Source organism: Dietzia sp. (genome assembly GCF_036741115.1).
Taxonomy (GTDB): Bacteria; Actinomycetota; Actinomycetes; order Mycobacteriales; family Mycobacteriaceae; genus Dietzia.
In genome coordinates this window covers 20,421-24,669 of the sequence record NZ_DAINST010000048.1, presented here as the reverse complement: position 1 = coordinate 24,669, position 4,249 = coordinate 20,421, and the positions used below count along the sequence as shown (strand labels likewise).

Here is a 4,249-nt window from a genome sequence, read left to right as displayed (position 1 = left end):
CCGACGCCGAGGACCGCAAGAAGCGCCTGCGCAAGGCCGCCGAGCGGATCGGGGAGCTCGAGCGGAAGAGGGACGCCGAGGAGGAGTGACCTCCGCCGTCAGGCCCTTTCCGCGACGCCCGCCTCGGCCGAAACGTAGTGGGAGTGCGCCATGACGGGCTTGGGCTCGTAGAAGTGATGGAGCAGCGCTCGCCACTGCTCGAAGGCCGCCGAACCGCGGAAGCCCTCGGTGTGGTCCTCGATGGTCTCCCAGCGCACGAGCAGCAGGTACTCGTTGGGCGTCTCGACCATGCGCCGCAGCTCGACCCCGAGGCAGCCCGGCGAGTTCGCGATGATCGCCTTCGCCTCCTCGAACGCCTTCTCGAACTCCTCTTCCCGACCGGGTATGACGGAAAGCGTCCCGCTCTCGAGGACCATCGCTTCTCCCCTCTCTCCCCGTGGCGCGTCCTGCCACGTGCTCCTAGGGGGCCGAGCCTACCGAGCAGCGGCCGAAGGACTTAGCGGCGGCGGGGGTCGCGCAGCGGCAGCGCGTGGGACGGGAGGCCGCGGAGCTGATCGCGCAGGCCCGCCGTCGCCACGCCCGCCGCCTCGAGCCGGGAAAGTAAGAGCTCGAGCCGGGACTCCGGGATCTCGACCTCCACGAGGACCGCCTCGTCCGAGGAGAGCAGGCCGCCGGTCTGTAGGACGACCTTCGATTCCTCGCGGGTGGCATGGACGTGCGGTTCACCGGGCGCGTAATGGGTGCCGGGGTCGCGCTGACCGGCCCCGCCGGCGCCCTGAGAACCGCCGCGGTTCCGGATCGTGGCCGGGGAGATCGTGTACTCCGTGCGCTCTTGGCCGAGCGGGCCGCTCGCCACGTGGCGGACCGTGGCCTCCGAGTTCTCGGCGAGCTCCCACAGCGCCCCGAGCACGTCGGCGACGGCCGCACGGGATTCGTTCGCCCGAGCCGCGACGGCGCCGAGGCGCTCGGCGAGCAGCCAGCCGCGCGCGGGGGCGTTGCGGAGCTCGCGGAGGACCCGGCCGACGGCGCGTCCCGCGGCCCGAGCGAACGGGGCGTCCTCGAGCTCTCCCCGGCGGCGGCGCTCGATGCCGTCGCCGGACTCCGGGCCGACCCCGCCGCTCATGCCTTCCTCCGCACGCGGAGGACGTGCTCGGCCACGACGACCTGGCGACCGTCGTCGTCATACAGGGTTGCGTGATGGTGCATGTCGACGCCCGGCTCGGTCTCGAGCTGCGAGCGGACGTGGTCGGCCTCGGTGGCCGGCAACTCGACCGTGTAGTGCAAACGGCCGCGGCCCGGGCGGAGGAAGCGGATATGCGCCTCTTTGGTGGCGACGGTGAACCCACCGCCCAGCTGGCCGGCGAGCATGGTGCCGTAGAGGACGTCTGTCGCGGAGAAGAGCGCGCCGCCGAAGGCCGTGCCGTTGTGGTTCGCCGTCCATGGGAATACGCGGAGGGTGAGTTCTCCGCGGGTCCAATCGTGCGAGATCGCCCGCACGCGGATGCCCGCTCCGAGGAGCGGCGGGTAGACGCGCGAGAGCAGCTCGAATGCGCGCGGGCGTCCGAGCATCCTGTGCAGCGGGGTTCCTGCCATGGCAACAGTATGGACCCGCCCGCACGGCTTTAGTACCCGCCAGTCGGGTCTGCGCACCGGACAGCGGGAATCGGGGCTACCCCCGGACGGGAAGTTGCTTCGATTCACTTATCGCCCACCGCCTCCTCCGGGACTTTTCGGCACGCAGTGCCATAAAGGAGGCCAGACTGCGGGTATCCGGTGGTTGTCACGGCAACCAAGCAGGGGAAACGCGGCCGCAGCGGTGGCAGAGACAACATCCCGGCGCCCCGTTTTCTCAGGGTCCCGATGGGACCCGCAGATTCGGTTCCGCGGCCACACAGGGGCCCACTAGGGTCGAAGAGAACAGCGCTCAGGCGGACGAAGGCGGGCTGCTCGGATGGCCGCCCGCCGGCCACGTTGGCCGCCGCACGGCGCACGGGTGCAAAGGGTGAGTCCTTCGTGGATATCGTCGACATCTCCAGGTGGCAATTCGGAATCACCACCGTCTACCACTTTATTTTCGTCCCCCTGACCATCGGCCTCGCCCCGCTCGTCGCGCTCATGCAGACGTTCTGGGTCGCGACCGGCGACTCGCGCTGGTACCGCGCGACGCGCTTCTTCGGCACGGTCTTCCTCGTCAACTTCGCCATGGGCGTGGTGACGGGCATTGTGCAGGAATTCCAGTTCGGGATGAACTGGTCGGAGTTCGCCCGCACCGTCGGCGACGTGTTCGGCGGGCCCCTCGCGCTCGAGGGCCTCGCGGCCTTCTTCCTCGAATCGACGTTCCTCGGGCTGTGGATCTTCGGCTGGAACCGGCTTCCCCGCTGGCTGCACACGGCGTGCATGTGGATCGTCGCGATCGCGGTCAACCTCTCCGCCTACTTCATCATCGCCGCGAACTCGTTCATGCAGCACCCGGTGGGCGCCGAGTGGAACCCAGAGACCAACCGCGCCGAGCTCGTCGACATCGTCGCCCTGCTCACCAACAACACGGCGCTCGCCGCGTTCCCCCACGCCGTCGCCGGCTCGTTCCTCACCGCCGGCACCTTCGTTCTCGCGATCTCGCTGTGGTGGATCATCAGGGAATCACGCGCGGAGAAGGCGGACGGTTCGGGAATCCGCGCGGAGGCCGCAGAGGTCGAAGAGTCCGCAGAAGCCACCCCGTCCGAGACGAAGGACGCTCCGAAGTCCCCGCACCGCCTCGCTCTCACGGTCGGCATCTGGACCGTGGTCATCGCGAGCTTCGGCCTCTTCTTCACCGGAGATACGCAGGCCAAGCTCATGTTCGAGCAGCAGCCGATGAAGATGGCGTCGGCCGAGTCGCTGTGCCACACGCAGACCGATCCGGATTTCTCCGTCCTCACGATCGGCACGCACAACAACTGCGATTCGGTCGTCCACGTCCTCGAGGTGCCGTTCGTCCTCCCGTTCCTCGCCCAGGGCAAGTTCACCGGCGTCGAGCTCCAGGGCGTGCAGGACCTCCAGGAACAGTCGAAGGCGATGTACGGCGAGGGGAACTACGCACCCAACCTCTTCGTTACCTACTGGTCCTTCCGCGCGATGATCGGCCTCATGGCGTTCTCCTTCGCCCTCGCCGTCGCCGGCTGGTGGTTCACGAGGCGCGGCCGCGCGCCGCACGGGACGACCGCCCGGCTGCTTTCCCTGTTCGCACTCGTCGCGCTCCCCGCCCCGTTCCTGGCGAACTCGGCCGGCTGGATCTTCACGGAGATGGGCCGCCAACCCTGGGTGGTGCACCCGAACCCGGATGCCATGGGCGATCCGCGCACCGAGCAGGTGCGGCTCCTCGTCGATGCCGGCGTCTCCGACCATGCGCCGTGGACCGTCGTCGTCACCCTGGTCGGTTTTACGGCGCTATACGGCGCGCTGTTCTGCGTTTGGTTCTGGCTCATCCGCAAGACCGTGCTCGCGGGCCCGCCGCTCGAGGACGGCCCCTCGGATGACGCCGGAGGCTACGGATCCGTGGGCTCTACGGATGACGAGGCCCCTGTGTCGTTCACTTCCGCCACCGCCTCTGCGGCGGCCGAGTCCGAGGAGGACGGGCGATGATCTTCGGAATCGAACTCGAGGTCCTGTGGTTCGTCCTCGTCGCCGTGCTCTTCGCCGGGTACTTCCTCCTCGAGGGATTCGACTTCGGCGTGGGGATGCTCCTGCCGATCCTCGGCAAGGACGAGCGCCGCCGTTCCTCCGTGATCACCACGATCGGCCCCGTGTGGGACGGCAACGAGGTGTGGCTCATCACCGCCGCCGGCGCCATGTTCGCCGCGTTCCCCGAGTGGTACGCCACGATGTTCTCCGGCCTCTACCTCCCGCTGTTCCTCATCATCGTCGCGTTGATCCTCCGCGCCGTCGCCCTCGAATGGCGCAGCAAGGTGAACACCGACAGGTGGCGCCGCTGGTGCGATGCCGGGATCGTCTTCGGCTCGGTGCTGACCCCCTTCATCTGGGGCGTCGCCTTCACCGCGATCCTCTCGGGGCTGCCGGTCGGCGCGGGTCACGAGCTCGGCTCGGGCGGCGACACGCTCGTCCGCCTCGTCCACCCGTTCCCACTGCTCGGCGGTGTCGCCTTCGTACTCCTCTCGCTGCTCCACGGGCTCTCGTTCGTCCGGCTCAAGACCACGGGCACGCTCCGCGAGGAGGCAGGCCGCCTCGCCCTGCCCGTCGGCGGGCTCGCCGC

At 69.1% G+C, this 4,249-nt stretch carries 5 protein-coding genes; 2 read left to right on the top strand and 3 right to left on the bottom strand.

Annotation, left to right across the window (positions count from 1 at the left end; translation table 11 throughout):
- Window positions 1-98: 98 nt before the first annotated feature.
- The 3 genes from V7E05_RS08885 to V7E05_RS08875 all read right to left on the bottom strand — a co-directional run bounded on the left by V7E05_RS08885 (window position 99) and on the right by V7E05_RS08875 (window position 1,593).
- Window positions 99-416, bottom strand: a complete 318-nt coding sequence (locus V7E05_RS08885; RefSeq protein WP_333619306.1) for an antibiotic biosynthesis monooxygenase family protein — start codon at window positions 414-416, stop codon at window positions 99-101.
- Between the two features lie 80 nt (window positions 417-496).
- Window positions 497-1,123 (bottom strand): hypothetical protein, encoded by a 627-nt coding sequence (locus V7E05_RS08880; protein WP_333619305.1) that lies wholly within the window; start codon window positions 1,121-1,123, stop codon window positions 497-499.
- Entirely contained in the window at window positions 1,120-1,593 is a 474-nt protein-coding gene (locus V7E05_RS08875; protein ID WP_333619304.1) for a PaaI family thioesterase, read from the bottom strand. Before V7E05_RS08875 ends, V7E05_RS08880 begins: the two co-directional genes overlap by 4 nt.
- A 420-nt stretch (window positions 1,594-2,013) precedes the next feature.
- Here V7E05_RS08875 and V7E05_RS08870 point away from each other — a divergent pair, with 420 nt between their 5' ends.
- Window positions 2,014-3,621, top strand: coding sequence for a cytochrome ubiquinol oxidase subunit I (locus V7E05_RS08870; RefSeq protein WP_333619303.1), 1,608 nt, complete (start codon window positions 2,014-2,016; stop codon window positions 3,619-3,621).
- 8 nt (window positions 3,622-3,629) lie between these two features.
- A partial coding sequence (gene cydB / locus V7E05_RS08865; protein ID WP_333619308.1) for a cytochrome d ubiquinol oxidase subunit II occupies window positions 3,630-4,249 on the top strand: 620 nt, incomplete at its 3' end.

Coding starts and splice junctions, on each gene's coding strand:
- V7E05_RS08885 (WP_333619306.1), bottom strand. CDS start 416: ATGGTCCTCGAGAGCGGGACGCTTTCCGTCATACCCGGTCGGGAAGAG.
- V7E05_RS08875 (WP_333619304.1), bottom strand. CDS start 1,593: ATGGCAGGAACCCCGCTGCACAGGATGCTCGGACGCCCGCGCGCATTC.
- V7E05_RS08880 (WP_333619305.1), bottom strand. CDS start 1,123: ATGAGCGGCGGGGTCGGCCCGGAGTCCGGCGACGGCATCGAGCGCCGC.